15 protein-coding genes are annotated in these 15,069 nt (G+C 63.3%); 6 read left to right on the top strand and 9 right to left on the bottom strand.

Going from position 1 to position 15,069, the window contains the following annotated elements; translation table 11 throughout:
• Positions 1 to 2: 2 nt before the first annotated feature.
• Entirely contained in the window at positions 3 to 389 is a 387-nt protein-coding gene (locus ACYVKM_RS06790; protein ID WP_460876853.1) for a hypothetical protein, read from the top strand.
• Between the two features lie 44 nt (positions 390 to 433).
• Here the strand turns inward: ACYVKM_RS06790 and ACYVKM_RS06785 are convergent, their stop codons facing one another.
• On the bottom strand, positions 434 to 3,364 hold the full coding sequence (locus ACYVKM_RS06785; RefSeq protein WP_460876852.1) for a ligand-binding sensor domain-containing diguanylate cyclase: 2,931 nt from the start codon (positions 3,362 to 3,364) through the stop codon (positions 434 to 436).
• Positions 3,365 to 3,798: 434 nt separating this feature from the next.
• On the opposite strand from ACYVKM_RS06785, the gene ACYVKM_RS06780 reads away from it, so the two are divergent.
• Both ACYVKM_RS06780 and ACYVKM_RS06775 read left to right on the top strand, forming a co-directional pair.
• Positions 3,799 to 5,124 carry an MFS transporter gene (locus tag ACYVKM_RS06780; protein ID WP_460877794.1) on the top strand — a complete coding sequence of 442 codons (1,326 nt, stop codon included), beginning with the start codon at positions 3,799 to 3,801 and terminating at the stop codon, positions 5,122 to 5,124.
• 88 nt (positions 5,125 to 5,212) lie between these two features.
• A complete protein-coding gene (locus tag ACYVKM_RS06775; protein ID WP_460876851.1) occupies positions 5,213 to 5,797 on the top strand; it encodes a DUF1579 family protein in 585 nt (194 codons plus the stop codon).
• Between the two features lie 92 nt (positions 5,798 to 5,889).
• Here the strand turns inward: ACYVKM_RS06775 and ACYVKM_RS06770 are convergent, their stop codons facing one another.
• Positions 5,890 to 6,864, bottom strand: coding sequence for an MBL fold metallo-hydrolase (locus tag ACYVKM_RS06770; protein WP_460876850.1), 975 nt, complete (start codon positions 6,862 to 6,864; stop codon positions 5,890 to 5,892).
• Positions 6,865 to 6,980: 116 nt separating this feature from the next.
• Between ACYVKM_RS06770 and ACYVKM_RS06765 the strand changes: the two genes are divergently transcribed.
• On the top strand, positions 6,981 to 7,892 hold the full coding sequence (locus ACYVKM_RS06765; RefSeq protein ID WP_460876849.1) for a LysR family transcriptional regulator: 912 nt from the start codon (positions 6,981 to 6,983) through the stop codon (positions 7,890 to 7,892).
• 94 nt (positions 7,893 to 7,986) lie between these two features.
• Here the strand turns inward: ACYVKM_RS06765 and ACYVKM_RS06760 are convergent, their stop codons facing one another.
• The 6 genes from ACYVKM_RS06760 to ACYVKM_RS06735 all read right to left on the bottom strand — a co-directional run bounded on the left by ACYVKM_RS06760 (position 7,987) and on the right by ACYVKM_RS06735 (position 12,972).
• On the bottom strand, positions 7,987 to 8,469 hold the full coding sequence (locus ACYVKM_RS06760) for a hypothetical protein (protein WP_460876848.1): 483 nt from the start codon (positions 8,467 to 8,469) through the stop codon (positions 7,987 to 7,989).
• An 86-nt stretch (positions 8,470 to 8,555) separates the two neighbouring features.
• Positions 8,556 to 9,350, bottom strand: coding sequence for an NAD(P)-binding domain-containing protein (locus ACYVKM_RS06755; RefSeq protein ID WP_460876847.1), 795 nt, complete (start codon positions 9,348 to 9,350; stop codon positions 8,556 to 8,558).
• A 127-nt stretch (positions 9,351 to 9,477) separates the two neighbouring features.
• Positions 9,478 to 9,888 (bottom strand): DUF1801 domain-containing protein, encoded by a 411-nt coding sequence (locus ACYVKM_RS06750; protein ID WP_460877793.1) that lies wholly within the window; start codon positions 9,886 to 9,888, stop codon positions 9,478 to 9,480.
• A gap of 219 nt (positions 9,889 to 10,107) precedes the next feature.
• Complete coding sequence (locus tag ACYVKM_RS06745) at positions 10,108 to 11,772, bottom strand: N-acyl-D-amino-acid deacylase family protein (RefSeq protein ID WP_460876846.1); 1,665 nt, start codon at positions 11,770 to 11,772, stop codon at positions 10,108 to 10,110.
• 295 nt (positions 11,773 to 12,067) lie between these two features.
• On the bottom strand, positions 12,068 to 12,478 hold the full coding sequence (locus ACYVKM_RS06740; RefSeq protein WP_460876845.1) for a VOC family protein: 411 nt from the start codon (positions 12,476 to 12,478) through the stop codon (positions 12,068 to 12,070).
• A 29-nt stretch (positions 12,479 to 12,507) separates the two neighbouring features.
• Positions 12,508 to 12,972 (bottom strand): helix-turn-helix transcriptional regulator, encoded by a 465-nt coding sequence (locus tag ACYVKM_RS06735; protein WP_460876844.1) that lies wholly within the window; start codon positions 12,970 to 12,972, stop codon positions 12,508 to 12,510.
• Between the two features lie 173 nt (positions 12,973 to 13,145).
• Here ACYVKM_RS06735 and ACYVKM_RS06730 point away from each other — a divergent pair, with 173 nt between their 5' ends.
• Positions 13,146 to 13,694, top strand: coding sequence for a bactofilin family protein (locus ACYVKM_RS06730; RefSeq protein ID WP_460876843.1), 549 nt, complete (start codon positions 13,146 to 13,148; stop codon positions 13,692 to 13,694).
• Positions 13,691 to 14,053 (top strand): hypothetical protein, encoded by a 363-nt coding sequence (locus ACYVKM_RS06725; RefSeq protein WP_460876842.1) that lies wholly within the window; start codon positions 13,691 to 13,693, stop codon positions 14,051 to 14,053. Before ACYVKM_RS06730 ends, ACYVKM_RS06725 begins: the two co-directional genes overlap by 4 nt.
• Before the next feature lie 233 nt (positions 14,054 to 14,286).
• On the opposite strand, the gene ACYVKM_RS06720 is transcribed toward ACYVKM_RS06725, so the two are convergent.
• Complete coding sequence (locus ACYVKM_RS06720; protein ID WP_460876841.1) at positions 14,287 to 14,997, bottom strand: hypothetical protein; 711 nt, start codon at positions 14,995 to 14,997, stop codon at positions 14,287 to 14,289.
• Between the last annotated feature and the right edge of the window lie 72 nt (positions 14,998 to 15,069).

The following is a 15,069-nucleotide window of genomic DNA, read 5'->3' as shown; positions in this document are numbered from 1 at the left end:
CCATGAATCCGACCCGCGCCACCATCCTCGTCACCATGTTTGCTGTCGCGCTTGGCAACCTGTTCGTCGTTCCATCGGCGGCCAGCGCCAACGCAATGCGCAAACCCGCGCGACACTTCAATCTGGTGAACGCCACGTTCGACAGTGTCATCGCGCTCGCCATCGCGCCTGCCGACCGTGATGCCTTCCAGGACATCACTCTTGGCCAGCCACTGCGGGGCGGCCTGACATCAATGACCTTCGACGTCCCTGCCGGCGGATGCCTGCGCGACCTGCGTGTCATCTTCCACGACGGACATACCCAGCTCTTTCCGCGCATCGATGTCTGCCGAAGCAGTGGCCTGCGCCTGATGCCACACAACGGCAGCCCGAAACCTTCCGGAGCATGATCAAGCCAAGGTCAGGGTCTGAGGTTTCCCCTTCGTGGTCGGAGCTATCGCCCCGCAAGCCCGAGGCCGCCGCCCATGCGATCTCGCCCCGCTGCCTTGGCGCGATACAGGGCCTCGTCCGCGCAGCGTAGCAATTGTTCCGGCGAGTCCGTTGTGGTTGGCATGACGGCGGCGATGCCGACGCTGATCGTCACGTGTGGCGCCACATCGGAGCAGCGATGTTCGATCGCCAGCGCACGCACGGCCTCGAGCATGCGCTGCGCGACCGTTGCCGCTTCGGTGGCATCGCGTCCGCCGAGCAACACGGCGAATTCCTCGCCGCCATAGCGTGCGGCGAGGTCAGTGTCCGGATGCAGCACCTTCGTCAGCGCACCGGCAACGGCTGTCAACGCGACATCGCCGGCGAGATGACCATAGGTATCGTTATAGTCCTTGAATGCGTCGACATCGCACATCAGGACAGCGAGTGACGCACCGCATGTCGCGTGTTCGTCAAAGGCCTCGCGGAGCCTCTGATCGAACGCACCGCGATTCGCAATGTGCGTAAGGCCGTCGAACGCGGCAATGCGTTTCAGCTCGGCGTTGGCGTTCCGCAACGCCTCGGTCTGCTGCGCGACCTCACGTGTCAGTTCGCGCTGGCGCTCGTGCAGGCGCCACACGCGCAGCCGATAGATCACGCCGAGCAGGCCGATGATGGCCATTGCCACGAGGGTGCGGAACCACCAGCTGGCGTACCAGCTCGGCACGATCGTGAAGCCCACACTCGCGCCGTCGTCATTCCATACGCCGTCGTTGTTGCTGGCGATCACCCGGAACACGTAGTCGCCGGGTGGAAGATTGGTGTAGTAGGCAACGCGACTGTTGCCGGCGTCGATCCAGCCATGGTCGAAGCCATCGATGCGATAGCGATACTGCACCGCGGCAGGCGCCACATAGCTCATCGCGGCATAGTGCAATTCGATACGCTCCACGCCGGGACCGATCCGGCCGATGTGCTCCGGTGCAATGTCCTTGCCGTCCACCAGCACGTGCTCGATCGCCACCGACGGACGCAGCCGGTTAACGCGCTCGTGCTTCGGATCAACGATGACCACGCCGTTCGCCGTGCCGAACCACATCCGCCCGTCGTTCGTACGCCAAGCCGGTGTCTGCGAAGCGCCATTGGCCTGCTGCGACAGCATGCCGTCGTTCTTGCCGTACCAGCGCGGCTCTATCTGCTTCGCGACACCACGATCGAGCGCATCGATATCGGCCCACGCGAGCCGCGCGATGCCGCGGTTGGAACTTACCCAGAAGTGACCATCGCCGTCGTCGAGCATGGCGAACACCGCGTCGCCATAGAAGCCTGCCCGCTCGGTGAAGGCCTGCACTGCCTGCCCGCGCACGCGCATGAGCCCCACGCTGGTACCAAGCCACAGGTCGCCATCGGGTTCCGGATGAAACGCGAATACGCTGATGCCCGGCAGGCCATCGGTGCCGCAGCGGTCGACCACCCCATCGCGCAGGCAGCGCAAGCCGCTGCGCTCGCCGATCCACAGGCGCCCGGCCGGATCCTCGTACAGCGCACGCGTGTCGTCGCCGCGTGTTCCCTGGAGCACGCTGACCTTGTCGCCACCGATCTTGTTCGACGTGATCTTCGCCACGCCCTGCAGGGTCGCCACCCACATGCCACCATCGCGACTCGGCGCGAACGCGAACACGATCGTGCCGGGCAGGCCATCACCGATGCCGAAGTTGCGTACCGTGCCATCGGGCGAGATCCGGCTCACCCCATCGACCGACCCCACCCAGAGGTTGCCGGTCGCATCGGACTCGATCGCGCGCAGCAGCAGGCTCGACAGCTTCGCGTTGATCGCCGTTGCCGGCACCAGCACCTGGTTCTCGTATCGTGACAACCCCGAGCCGTCGGTGCCGATCCATAACGTGCCCGCGCGATCCTGGTAGACGGCGCGCACCGCGTTGGAATCCATTTTCCCGGTGACGGTGACGAGTTTCGAATCACTGAAGCGGTGGATGCCGCTGGAGGTGGTTCCCAGCCAGAGGTTGCCTTCCCGATCCTCGAACATCGAGCGCACGGTCTCGCCGACCAGGCCGGTCAGCGTGTTGTCGCAATCGAAGCGTGCAGCGGTCAGGCGGCAGATACCCACGCCGCCAAGCGGCGCAAACCACATGTTGCCGTCACGGTCGCCGTACAGGGAATAGATACGCTTCCCATCGAGCGCGGCCAGACGCGGGTCACGCTCGAAATGCCCGTCGCGGTAGCGCACGGGCCCGTCCTGCGTGCCGACCCAGACCGTGCCGGCATGATCGATCGCAAGGCTGTGGACAGCGTTGGTCGGCAGGCCGCGCCGGGTATCGAACGTCTCGACGTGGCCATTCAGCCAGTGCACGACACCGAAGTCATCAGCAGCGATCCACACCCCGCCCGCCGCATCGGCCACGATCGCGTGATAGAACCCGCGCGGCGGAAACCCGCTTTCCTCGCCGAGCAGACGGATCCCCTTCGCGCCCATCCGCGCGACGCCGGCGTTGGTGGTCAGCCAGAGCGCGCCACCGCGATCCTGCATGATGCCGAACACGCTCTTGATGCTGGCGGGCAGCGTCACCTGCTCCAGCTCGCCCCCCCGGCGGCGGTACAGTCCATCGTTCAACGTGCCGACCCAGAGCGTGCCATCGCGATCGACATAGACCGCCGTGATCGCCGTGCTCTTCAATACTGGTGCCACGCGCGGGTCGATGGTGTCGAATTCCGCGCCGCTGTAATGAACCAGGCCACCGTACGTCGCCAGCCAGATCGAGCCGCCCTTGCCCTGCGCAATGGACAGCACCGTGCCCTGCGGCAACTGGTTCTCGTACCAGACGTGGGTCAACTGCCCGATCGCGCGATCGGGGTCGAGCGCGCGAGCCGGCGTAACCGCCAGCAGGCCGCACAGCACCAGGACAAGCGAACACCAGCCCCCGATACAACGATTCATGCGCAATCCAACCGCCCCCTGCGATCCGGCTTTCGCCGCGACACCGTGCCATCCGGCAGCGCGCCCATCAGCCGTCGGTCCGGAAGACCGATGCGCGAACTATGGCATATCCCGGTGATTTGGCGGCTCTACCGCGTGCTCACAGAGTGTGGTCAAGCCACCAAGGCCTGATCCGGGGCAGCGATTCGGTGCTGAGCCCGGCGATGAGCGCGCTGCAGCAAGCCTCCGATGCACACGGTGAAGAACCTGAAACTCGTGTCGCTGCCTCCCCGGCCAGCTTCTCCAAGGACGTCACGCTAACGATGTCAGGTTTACTTTCCCAAAGTCCCACCGGTACCTTGCGGGATCGTCTCCCAGGCCCTCTGCATGAGAAACGCATTTCCAAAGGCGCACTCTCACCTCTGCCTTTCCCTTTCTTCCGGCACACCACCCGCATGACCTGGTCCGAAAAGCACAGCGCTCCCGAAGTCTCGCGCAGCTCCATGATTGTCGCGGCGCTGTCGACGGTGGTGGAGTGGTACGACTTCACGCTCTACCTGTATTTCGCCACGGTGCTGTCGCGGGTGTTTTTCGGTGGCGGCGAAAACTCGCTGCTGGCCACGCTGGGCGGGTTCGCCGTTTCCTATGGCATGCGGCCGTTGGGCGCGATGGTATTCGGCCATATCGGCGACCGCATCGGGCGGCAGCGCACGCTGGTGCTGTCGATGATGCTGATGACGATGGCGATGCTCGCCACGGCGTTGCTGCCCGACTATGCCGCGATCGGGCCGGCGGCGGGCGGGCTGCTGATCCTGCTGCGTTGCTTGATGGCGTTCTCGGTCGGCGGCGAATACACGGGCGTGGTCGCCTACCTGCTGGAGGGCGCGCGCGAGGACCGCCGCGGATTGATTACCTCGTTGGCCTCCGCCGCCAGCGAGGTCGGCGCGCTGCTGGCCGTGGCGATCTCCGCCCTGGTAGTCGGCACGATGAGTACCGCCCATCTCGGCGGCTGGGGCTGGCGCATTCCGTTCTTCGTAGGCACGGCGCTGGCCGGCTGCGTCTGGTTCGCGCGATCCACCATGGAGGAATCGCCGGACTTCCTGCGCCAGGTGAAGCAGCACACCGTGCCCGAGTCCCCGCTCCGCCTCACACTCGCCGATCACCGGCCCGCATTGCTGCGCACCTTCGCCATCTCGGCGCTTGGCTCCATCACCTATTACGTCGGCATCACCTATGTGCCGGCGTTCCTGAGCTCGTCCGGCATCCTTGCCGAGGGTCGTTCGCTGGGGCTGTCGACCCTCGCCGCGGTGGCGGTCATCCTGGTCACGCCGTTGGCGGGCGCGCTCTCCGACCGGGTTGGACGCAAGCCGATGCTGATCTGGCTGGGTGTCGCCGGCATGCTGCTGCCGTTGTCGATGTTCGGCCTGATGGCAGGCGGCGGCGAGCTGCACATCGTGGCGGGCGCGATCGTGCTGGCCTGCCTCGCCGGTGGCGTGAGCGCGGTAGGCGCCCCGGCGACCGCCGAGCAGTTTCCCGGCGAAGGCCGGCTCAGCGGCCTGGCACTGGGCGTGACCGTCGCCACTGCCATCTTCGGCGGCCTGACACCCTTCCTCGCCGGGCTTTTCGTCCGGATGACCGGATGGACCGCCGTGCCCGGCGCCATGATCGCCGTGGTCGCCCTAGCCGTCATGCCCGTGCTCCTGACCATGCCGGAGACGCATCCGGGCCTGGTCGGAGCCCATGCCCGTGAGCGGGCCGCAAAAGAGGTCAGAGATATTTAACCAGCGCGAAAGGGACTTGCTGGCCGATGGCGCCCGATGTCAGCCTTGCTCAAAGCTGGACAGGACACTGACTGAAAGGAGGTGTTGCGTGAAGCGTTCCCGTACCGTGCTTGCGATCATCGCGATGATGGCCGTGGCCGCTCTTGTGCCGCCGGCCTTTGCCTCGCAAGACACCCCAAAGCCCCTGGACCGACCCGACATGAGCGGGTTGCACGACTTCGATTTCCTGGTTGGCGACTGGCGCGTCCACAGCCGCAAGTTGAAGGAGCCCTTGTCCGGTCACCAGGACTGGATCGAATTCGAAGGCACGATCAGCTCGCGCAGGCTGATGGAAGGCCGGGCAAACGTGGATGACACGGTGTTCAACATGCCGGGCGGTATTTATCGGGGCGTGGCACCCCGCGCGTACGATCCGAAAACCGGCCAGTGGGCCATCTGGTGGATCGACGGCCGCAATCCGTTCGGCAATCTGGATCCGCCGGTGAAGGGACGCTTCGTGCACGGCGTCGGCACCTTCTATGCGGATGACACGCTCAGGGGAAAACCGATCAAGGTCCGCTTTATCTGGTCGGGTATAACCCGCAACACCGCCCATTGGGAGCAGGCCTACTCGCCCGACGGCGGCAAGACGTGGGAGACGAACTGGGTTCAGACGCTGGAGCGGGTTCGGTAACCAGGGATACGGACCGTTTTCCGCCCCCGCTTTCCACAGTTTTCGTCCAAGGCCACTAGTCGGCCTTCAAAGCAATGGTGTCCGTGCGGCTTCTACTGTCCGGCAGGCATCCGGGTGAAGTTGACCGGCACCCATTGATAGGTCTTTCCGGTGGCACGCAGATGACCGATGCCCGGAAACGGAAGGTGCGCCCCCGCAACGAGCGGGCGCTCCCTGGCCATCTCGTTGAATACCTTGATACGGGAGGCGGCTGCCTCTTTGGGGTCGGTGTCGAAGGCGATGGTCACGTTCGGGTGATCGAGCTGAACCGCCGGCACGTGGATCAGATCACCCATCAGCAGCAATTGCTGCCCCTCGCTTTCGATCATGTAAGAGGTGTGCCCCACTGTGTGCCCGAAGCTGGGGTACGACCTGACGCCAGGAACCAGCTCGACACTGCCGTCGAACGGGCTGAATTTACCGGCTTGCACATACGGGTTGACCGAAGCCATGGCGCCCTGGAAAAAGCCCTTGGACGCCGCCGGCGCGCTGTCCAGGTTCTTTTGACTGAGCCAATAGTCGGCCTCATGCCGGTCGGCGTGAACGACCGCGTTCGGGAACTGGATCACGTGGTTCGCCGACAGGCCGCCGACGTGATCCGGATGCATATGGGTCAGGAAAATGTCATCGACCTGTTCGGGCTTGTAGCCCGAGGCCTTCAGATTGCTCATCAACTTTCCGAGCGTCGGGCCAAACAGATCGCCGGCGCCCGTGTCGACCAGAACCAGGCGCTTTCCGGTATTGATGAGGTAAGCGTTGTCCGAAAGCTGCAGCGGCGTTTTCAGGAACGCGTTGTCCAGCGCGGCGACGGTTTTCGTGGCAGGTTCCTGCAGCAATTGCTCGACCGGCAGATCCACCGTGCCATCGCTGAGCGCGGTGACTTCGAAGTTGCCGAGCATGAATCGGTAATAGCCCGGTGCAGGGGTCCTGGCCATCGGCGCACCCGCAAAGGCGTGCGATGCGGTGAGTCCGAAGACAGTCGCAACGGTCGCGAGGCGGATGGCTTTGCTGAGCATGTTCGATGGCATGGGTTTTCCTTGAATGGGATGGGTTGATGGCGAAGCGATAGTGGAAGATTGCGAATTTCACTACAATAAAGACAATCGCAAACTTCCTTTGCGATTTACGCAAAGGAACATCGGCAATGCTCGATGCCATCAGGGCCTTCATTGAGGTTGCAACGGAACGCAGCTTCACGACCGTTGCGAAGCGTCGCGATGTAGCGGTGTCTTCCATCGCCCGCAAGATCGACGCACTCGAGGCCGAGCTGGGCGTGAAGCTGCTTGCCAGAAGTTCGAGGTCGCTCGTGCTGACCGACGCCGGCGAGCAATTCCTTCCGCGCGCCCGCAACATCGTCTCTGAAATGGATGACGCCAAACACGGATTGGCGGATCTTCACGCCGATCCTCGCGGCCTGTTGACGGTCACCGCGCCGGCCGCATTTGGCCGCCGACATGTCGTTCCCGCCATCGCCGATTTCTTGAAGCGCTATCCGCTGATCGAAATCGACATGCATCTCAGCGACGAACGCGTGGATTTGATGGCGCAGCGCGTCGATGTCGCGATTCGCATCGGCATACTGCCGGACAGCGACCTGGTCGCCACACGCCTGGCACCGTCGAGGAGGCTGGCGTGCGCCAGTCCCGACTACCTGGCTCGCTGTGGTCGTCCCGCGACACCCGAGCAACTGGTGGAACACAACTGCCTCACGTTCGCGTCGGCACCACCACCGGGATGGTGGTGCTTTGCAGGAGTTCATCGGGACACCGCTCTTCCGGTCCGCGGCTCGCTGCGAACCGACGACACCGAGGCGCTGCTGGAGGCCGCCGTCGCCGGCATCGGCATCGTCCACCTCGCCAGCTGGCTGGTGGGCGACTTCGTCCGGGCGGGAAAACTGGTGTCCCTGTTTCCTGAAATACCCGCATCGCCAAAAGCATCCGGGTCAGCGATTCACGCCGTCCGCATGCCGGGGCGCTCGCACACGACGAAGGCAAAGCTCTTTATCTCTCACCTTAAAAGCCGCTTCGACGACCCGCCGTATTGGGATCGCTTCTGACTGTTGGCGAAGAGCGGCAAACGGAACAGCAACAAAAGGGATCAGCGATATTCAACCGAGGGAAATATCCCTGGATCGGCACCGCCTGCGTCGGCTACCGCACGCGCGTGAAATAGTTCGTCCGCATCATCGGCATGCCGTTGCCCCCAGCATAGGCAGCGGTCTCGGTCAGCGTCCTGCCGTTCGAAGCGACGGTATAGACGCGCGTCGACGCCGGAATACCCTTCTTCACCAGATCCATGACCAGGACATTGGGTGCGGGCAGCTTCAAGGCGACGGTATCGGCCTCGATGCTGTCCTTGACAGGCGCGGCTGTGCCATCAAGGGCGGCGCAGCTTACGGCGTGGCTCGCCGCTCCACTGGCGTCGATGATGTCGACATGCGTCGTCCACTTCCCGTTGCCCGCGTCGCTGAACATTATCGTGACGCTCTTCGGCCGCGCCGCCAGCGGAATCGGCAAACGCGTAACATCGACCGCCCAGCTGCCGAGCAAAGGGGAAGCGGCGGATGACTGCGCAAGAATCGGTGTGGCCTGAACCACACCAGCGATCAGCAGGACGGCAACGAGTGTTTTCACATGACCTCCGCGTGGATTGGCGAGTGGCAGAGTACGACAAAGAGCATTGAGGACCCCTCCTCCAAGCCGCTGCGCGATCTTTCAACTCAATCCACTACCGTCTTTCCCGCCCGGAAACCATTTCCCCGATCCAATAACGCTTGCCGGACACGGTCCAGACCAGTATCGACGGTTTCCCATACACCCCTGTCGCCAATCACCTGGCAGAAAAGCTCGTTGATGCCACCCGGCGTGGCGTGTTCTCGCACCAGTTCTCTGAAATCCGGATCACTCCCTTGCAGGGATGCGGCGACCTCCCCAAACATCGCTGCGACATATTGTCGAGCTGCCGGTTGCGAGATCCCGCGGGCGGCAAGCCAGTCACTTATCCGATTCAGATAAGCGAAATGCGCGGCAATCGTCGCCGTCGAGGCCGAGAAGAGGTCGAAAGCGGTTTCGTCTGCAACCTCGATGACACGGCCGAGTCGACTGAACAGGCCGCGTGCAGGATCAGCCGCGGGGTACAAGGGAGTGATGCCACGCCGAAATGCAACGGACGGCAAGGGGATGGCGCGCACGATGTCCTGTGCCGGCGCAGCGAGTTCACGAAGCGCTCCGAGGGGAACACCTGCCATCACGCTTATCAGGCTCTGGTCCCGGAACGTGAGTTCCGACATCACCCGCGGCGCGTCTGACGGCCGCAGGCACAAAAGCACCACGGCAGATTGTTCGACGACGGCCTGATTGCTATCCGCTACGCGGACATTCGGGTAGCAGGCCGCAAGCTTCGCCACCAGTTCTGCGTTGCGAGGCGAAAGCAGGATTTCCGGCGGCTCGCTACCTCCACTCAAACCCGCGACCATGGCAGCGCCGATCGAACCTACTCCTATGACACCAATCATCGTGTTGCCTTCCTCGTGAAATCGGGGCGAGATGATGCGTGATCCCCCAGGCGGTCTCTTTGACAAGCGTGTCATCCGGTGCACGTGCCGGATAGGCCTGTTCACCCGGCGGCGAAATGGCACCCCTTTAGTTTGCCTTGGCCCTATTCAATGCCACGGCGGCGCGAATCAACGCCTTCAATGCCTTTTCATCGATCTTGTCGTCTTCATGGAAATCGATGGCGCGCCGGGTGTTGCCTTCGAGGCTGGAGTTGAAGAGACCTGATGGGTCCTCCAGCGAAGCGCCCTTGGCAAAGGTCATCTTCACGGCATTCTTGTACGTTTCGCCGGTGCAGATCATCCCGGCGTGGTACCACACCGGGACCCCTCGCCACTTCCACTCCTCGACCACGTCGGGGACGGCCTGCTTGATGATCGCCCGGACTCGGGCCAGCGTCTCGCCGCGCCAGTCGCCCAGCTCCTTGATCCGCGCATCGATCAGCCTGGAGGGAGTGTCGCCTGCGCTTGCCTCTTTCGAACCGCTCTTCTCGTTCTTCATGGTGGCTGTCTCTTTCTTCATGGTTGCCGTCACCGTCCGTCAATAAACTGCGCACGGCTGAACTTGATCACCTGAACCGACCATCTGCGATCGGCTCGCCGGCACACGGACCAGATTCGAACCAAGCGACCGCAACCGGCCAAAAACGGACGATCCATGTCGCCGATGACGCGTCGACGCTACGGTATTCAACCAACGAAATACACCGTGCCGCGACGACTATCGATTACTCTCCTTGAATCCAGGCCCGCGCAGTACCTTGCCGGGCAAAGCCTGTGTCATCTTGCCCTTTGCGATCACCGGCATGCCGTTCACCAGTACGTAGTCCATGCCCTGCGCAAGCTGTTTTGGTTCCTCGAATGTCGCAGGAGCGCGCAGCTTCGCCGGGTCGAAAATGACGATATCAGCCCACATGCCCTTCTTGATCATGCCGCGCTGCGCGAGACCCATGCGCTGCGCAGGGAGTGCCGTCATCTTGTGTATCGCATCCGCCAGGGTCAAAGCGCGCTCCTCGCGCACGTATTCCGTGATGATCCGCGAGAACGCAGCGTAGGCACGCGGGTGTGGGTGGCCCTGGCCGAGTGGGCCGGTCGGCGCTTGCGCGGCAGCATCGTCGCAAATCGACATCCACGGCTGCCTGAGCGCAAGCGTGACGTCCGGTTGCGACATGCCGAATACAGCGACGTCCGTGGCGGCATGATCCTTGACCAAGATGTCGAGCAGCGTGTCGATCGGTTCTTCATGCCAGCTTTGGGCGATATCGTCGAGGCGTCTGCCTTCAAGTTTCTTGAGCGACGGGTTCTGCACGGAAGTGATTTCGACTGCGTGCGGGCCCGGAACTTCCAGCCAGTCGTTGCTCCATGCATCGGAAGGTGTGCGCATGTCCCTCTCGATCCGCGCACGGGTTTGCGGATCCTTGAGCCGTGCGAGCAGCTCGGCCGTGCCGCCAGCGTGCGCCCATGGCGGGATGAACGAGGCGAGGTCGTTGCCCCAGGCGGTATAGGCATAGGTATCGGCGCTTACGTCCAGACCCGCCGCACGTGCCGCGTCGATCTTCGCGATCACCTTCGGCATGCTGCCCCAGTTCCGGTGGCCGGCCACCTTGAGGTGGAAGATTTCGACCGGGATATGCGCCGTGCGCGCGATGTCGAAGACTTCGTCGAGCGCGGCCATTTCCGCGTCGCCTTCGCTGCGCATGTGGGTGGCATAGATGCCCCCGTAGCTTGCCGCCGTCTTGGCCAGCGCGATCAGTTCCGGGGTGGTGCTGTAGGTGGCCGGCGGGTATTGCAATGCCGTGGATAGACCGAATGCACCGTCGCGCATTGCCTGCGCGATGATCGCCTGCATCTGCCTGAGTTCGTCCGGAGTCGGCTTGCGGTCGCCATAGCCGATCACCATTTCACGCGCCGTCGCGGCGCCGACGTAGGTGCCGAGGTTCACCGCGATGCCCTGCTTCTGCAGGCGCCCGAAATAGCCGCCCAGCGTTCGCCAGGTCGGCTTGGCGTGCGCCCCCTCTTCCTTGACGATGTTGTCGTTGAGCGGCGCGACCGACTCGCCCTCGCCGGTGATCAGCGTGGTGACACCCTGAAAGATCTTCGACGGCGCATGGCCGTCCACCAGCAGGGCGTGGCCCGACTGGTCCAGCATGTCGATGAAGCCCGGCGTGACCGCCATGCCGTGTGCATCGATGACCTGCGCTGCGTCGACATGGCCAAGCTGGCCGATCGCGGCGATGCGGCCGTTCCTGATCGCGATGTCGGCGGCGTACCCCGGCGAGCCGGTGCCGTCGATCACCTGTCCGTTGCGAATGACGATGTCGTACGAGGGGACGGATGCCGCTGGAACGCCGGATCCCGGCAGGCCGAGTGCGACAACGAAAAGCAAGCGGATTGCCGAGCGCATAAAACTCCCTACGTCGATGTCAGCAGCGACCACAAAAGCATCCTGGCATCGGGCGAGGATGCGCTGAAGACCGGGTTCATGGGAAAGAGACCCTCGGCTTCTCCGCGCACACCTGATCATCCATGTCGTCTTGCAAGTGAAAAGACGATAACGCCATCCATGTCCGCCGACCACACATCCGCCTTGCGCAGCGAACCCCTGGCCTCCCGATCCGCTGTACTGCAAGCCCGCGATTTCCGAGACCCCATCGCGAATTGAACCGCGATCGCCGGGTAGCTCAGCGCCGCTCCTGCACGCGCAGCAGGTTGCCCGCGGGATCGCGGACGGCGCAGTCGCGAACGCCATAAGGTTGCTGGGTCGGCTCCTCGACGATCTCGGCGCCGCTGGCCTGTATCCGCTCGAAGGCAGCGTCGAGGTCCCTGGTCGCGAGCAACATGATGGCGTAGGTGCCCTTGGCCATCATCTCGGCAATGGTGCGTTTCTCGTCGTCGGTGACGCCAGGACTGGCGGCCGGCGGGAACAGCACAATGGACGTGCCGGGCTGGTCGGGCGGCCCGACCGTGATCCAGCGCATCCCGTTGTAGCCGACGTCGTTGCGCACCTCGAAGCCGAGGGTGTCGCGATAGAACGCCAGCGAGGCGTCCGGGTCGGTTTGCGGAAGAAAGCTCGCGTGAATGTTGATATCCATGGCAGTCGTGCTCGGTGTGAAAGGAGCCGTCATGCTAAGTCCGACTCGGGGGCCGACGCTTCTCCATTCCTGATCGGTTGCGTCCTGACCGGTCGCGTCACCTGTCTCGCCACGCAGGACGGCATGCCCGCCGTCGCGTGCGCCGCCTCGCGCCGATAGACGCTGGGCGGCACGCCGGCCAGCTCGGTAAAGCGCGTGCTGAAAGTGCCCAGCGATGCGCAGCCGACCGCAAAGCAGACCTCGGTGACGCTGAGGTCGCCACGACGCAGCATCGCCATCGCGCGCTCGATGCGCCGGGTCATCAGATAGCTGTAGGGCGATTCGCCGAAGGCCAACTTGAACTGGCGGCTGAGATGCCCGGCCGACATGTGCACGCCATGGGCGAGCGCCTCGACATCGAGCGGCTGCGCGTAGTTCCGATCGATCCGGTCACGCACACGACGCAGCCGTGCGAGGTCGCGCAGGTGCTGTGCTGCGGCAGGTCGGCTGTTCATCTGGATGATCGTCCCACGCGACGCCGAAGTGCTCAAGTCCATAACAAACAGCCAATTAGGAAGCGAACCTGAACCAAACCCTGCTTTTGTACAAGTAAGTGACCCTGACCCCGTTTTTGCGTGCCGTTTGGGGGGTACGCTGACCCTCCGCCTGACTGAACCGGAGTCCCCCCATGGCCCTGTGGAAAGAACCCGTCAAGACTTCCGCCACCGCAACGCCCGAAGCCGCGGACTTGGCGCGCATCGGCATCCCTGAGACCAAGCCCGAAGCGGAAACGCCGGTGCAGCCCGTATTCCGCTCCACACCAACGCCCACACCAACACCAACACCCGCGCCGGGCAAGCCCAAGGCCGAATCACTGATCGCGCCCGATATCACCATCGAGGGCAAGATCGAAGGTGCAGGCCATGTACGCATCGCCGGAAGTTTCAAGGGCGACGTCAACGTGCGCGGCGATCTCACCATCGAATCCGGTGCCAGGGTGACCGGCAGCGTGCGCGCCGAGAAGGTCACCATCGCAGGCGAACTGATCGGCAACATCGAATCCGCGGCGCACGTGGAATTGCAGCAAAGCGGTGCGCTGACCGGCGACCTGAAGGCAGGATCGCTCAGCGTGGCCGTGGGTTCGCGCATGCGCGGCCAGGCCGAGTTCGGCTGGGACGATGGCAAGGACGGCAACAACGCTCACAAGACCCATGGGCACAACGGCACAGCTTCGTGACCATCGCACACCCAGGCACGGCCGGGGCGACGCGCACCTGTCCGCACTGCCGGGAGACCATCCTGGAAAGTGCGGGCGTGTGCCCCGCCTGCCGCCACAAGCTGCGCTTCAGTGAGCCGACCAGCGCGATCGCAACGGCCGCGTCCGTACCGCTACGCGTGGAAGGCAGCTTTCGCAACCCTGTCGGCAATGGTGCGTGGGAATACTCGATGGTGCTGACCATCCGCAACGAACACGGCGAGGAAATCGCGCGCAAGCTGGTGGGTGTCGGCGCGATGCAGCCGGACGAACAACGCACCTTCACCTTGAGCGTCGAGATGAACCCCGCCAGCGCGAGCACCAAGCGCACACGGCATTGATGCCCGCATCGCACTTTTAAGCTGTTAAAGCAGGTCAGGGCCGAATGGCGCTTACTTGAGTTCGCCATTCTCGCGAGACGCTTCTCAACAGCGAAGCTGGTCAAGCGGGAATCCAGTGCCTTATCGCTATTACCTGAAAACCTTGGAGTCGCTGGATTCCTGCTTTCGCAGGAATGACGAAAGAAGAGGTTTCCTGCTCAAGTAAGTGCCATTCGGGTCAGCGTCTCTTCCCCCTACATCACCGGCGCAGGCGTTCCGTCAGACCACTTGCCGGCCGGAACCATGAACACTTTTATCTTCTCCGGGACCTGAAACTGCGGGTTCAGCATGACCGGAGAGCCTGGCAAGTCGGCACCCCAATCCGCTTCGAGTGGCATGTAGAACATCAGGTGAGGCATCCAGTGCCCGGCGGCATCATTCAAGTAGGCCTGCTTCGACATCATGTAGCACATCGCGCCAGGTTCCAGCGGCGGCAACTGTTTCCTGGCGAGTGCGGTCTTGATGCCATCCATGATCTGACTGCTGGATTGCCCGGCAAGTGCCAGCTCGGTCCTCTTGTAGGTTATCGGCAGGATCGATCGCGCCGCCGGAGGATTGAAGCACGTGGGCCCGCGCAATTTCGGATTCCAGAATTCCGGGAAATCGAACTGCGCTGACCAGGATCGGTCGACCATGCACACAAAGCCGTTACTGCCTTTGACCGCCGTGACGTAGCCATGGGGCCCGAGCACCATGATCGTGGCTTCCCCGGAAATGGCCTTGGGCGCCGCGCTTCGCGCCAGTGCGATTTCCGCATCGCGGTCCGCCATCAGGTACTGGGACAGGGGCGCCATGCCCGGATAGGCATGTTGCGGATTTTGCGCTGCCGAACTATCGGCAACGGCTATGGCCAAAAGCATGCTTAGCGTCACGAAAATCTTTACGCGTCCGGCATCTTGCTTCATTGCATTTCTCCCCGTCTGATCGCGAAGACATCATGAATATCTGACTCTTTCCGGATCGACCCCCGATGGCGC

Source organism: Rhodanobacter koreensis (assembly GCF_054782855.1).
Note: the sequence above shows the minus strand (reverse complement) of the source record. Positions and strands in the feature narration are given on the sequence as shown.